This window comes from uncultured Campylobacter sp. (assembly GCF_937890585.1).
Lineage (GTDB): Bacteria > Campylobacterota > Campylobacteria > Campylobacterales > Campylobacteraceae > Campylobacter_A.
Genome location: NZ_CALACG010000379.1, coordinates 1 through 1,725, shown reverse-complemented (window position 1 = coordinate 1,725; position 1,725 = coordinate 1). Strand labels below are relative to the sequence as shown.

The window sequence follows — 1,725 nt, the reverse complement described above, 5'->3', positions numbered from 1 at the left end:
CGACAGACTGGTAAATGCTAAGGCAAATGTCCAGGCAAAGGGGCAAAATATCTTTAGCAAAAGTCCAAACGTCACCGCAACGATCGCTTTAAATGATGGTAAATTTAACGCCGCAGCGCTTAGCAAAATGCTTGATAAAAAATTCCCTGAAAATGAGAAATTTAGCTCAAATTTGAGCTTAGACTACAAAGACGATGTAGCGAAATTTAGTGGCGACTTTCTTAGCTCGCTAGCTGATATAAAGGGCATAGACGGCAGCTTTGACGTGGGCAAAAGCACGCTAAGCTTAAAGCTTCAAGCGGTAGTTTCAGAGCTAAATAAGCTTGCATTTTTAGCTGGTCGCGAGCTTCACGGTAAATTTGCAGCCCTCGTAACGACAGAGGGCAAAGTGGATGATCTAAGCGTAAAAGCCACTTCAGATGATCTTTTTAGAGGAAAACTCGAGGCAAACTACAAAGGTGGCACGCTTGATGCGGTGCTAAAAAACTTCGAAGTCAAAGGGCTAACGCAAACCCTAGCGCTTGATCATCTCTATGACGGCAACGGCGATGCGAAATTTGACTACGAAACAAAGCAAAAGCTCGGCAAATTTGACATCTTGCTAAAAGAGGGTCACCTAGCCAGCACAAATCTCACAAACAATATAAAAATCTTCACCGGCAAAGACATCACAAAAGAAATTTACAAAGACGGCAAAATTTACGGCGATATAAAGGGTGACAACGTCGTATTTAACGTAAATTTAAGCTCTCCAAAGAGCGACATAAAGGTTACAGGCGGCACTTACAATACCGCGACAAAAATGCTTAATGCGCCACTTGTTTGTAGGCTCGAAAAGACTGACCTAAACGTGCAAATTTCAGGCACAACAGACAAGCTAAAATACGACGTCAGATCACAGTATCTTGAAAATAAGGTCAAAAAAGAAATAGGTAGATTTTTAGATAAAAAGCTTGGCAAAGATGATGAAAGCACAAACGGCGAAAAGCAAAATTTAAAGGGGCTTTTAAAAGGGCTATTTTAGATGAAAAAGGCGGAAAATTTAAAGTATCTAATGGGGCTTGGGCACTTTTGTAGCGACATAAACCAAAGTGCGCTTGGCGCGATGCTGCCCTTTTTCATCGCGAGCTACCACTACGACTACGCTACAGCCGCCTCGCTCGTGACCGCCACAAATTTAGCAAGCTCGCTCATCCAACCGCTGATAGGCCGCTTAAGCGACAAAAAAGAGCTACCATACGTCATCCCGCTTGGGCTGCTGCTTGCGGGCGGGGGCATGAGCCTCACTGGCTTTATCACAAACTACTACCTCATCTTAGTTTGCGTGATGATAAGCGGTATCGGCGCCGCGCTCTTTCACCCAAGCGCCGCAAGGATCGTAAATTACGCCTCAAATGCCAAAAATAGAGCCAAAAGCATAAGTATATTTTCTTTTGGAGGCAACGTGGGCTTTGCAGTTGGGCCAATTTTAGTCGCCGTTTTTGTGGGAAATTTTGGCCTAAAAGGGACGCTAGTCTTTATAATCCCACAAATTTTTTTAACACTTTTATACCTCAAAAAGGGCAAATTTATAAAAGCACTAGAAGACAACCACAAAAAGCAAATTTCACAAAAAACAAGCGCTCTAAAAGACGATCTGGGCGCGTTTTTAAGGCTTTGTCTGTGTATATTTCACGCTCGATCGTCGCATTTGGCTTTGCGGCATTTTTTAGCATCTACCTCATC

1 protein-coding gene and 1 pseudogene are annotated in these 1,725 nt (G+C 43.1%); both read left to right on the top strand.

The annotated features are described in order from the left end of the window. Positions 1 to 1,024 (top strand): annotated as a pseudogene (locus Q0296_RS11150) (tryptophanyl-tRNA synthetase); the annotation flags it as partial. Continuing rightward, positions 1,025 to 1,725: MFS transporter (locus Q0296_RS11145; RefSeq protein WP_298040601.1), on the top strand; the 701-nt coding region annotated here is incomplete at its 3' end.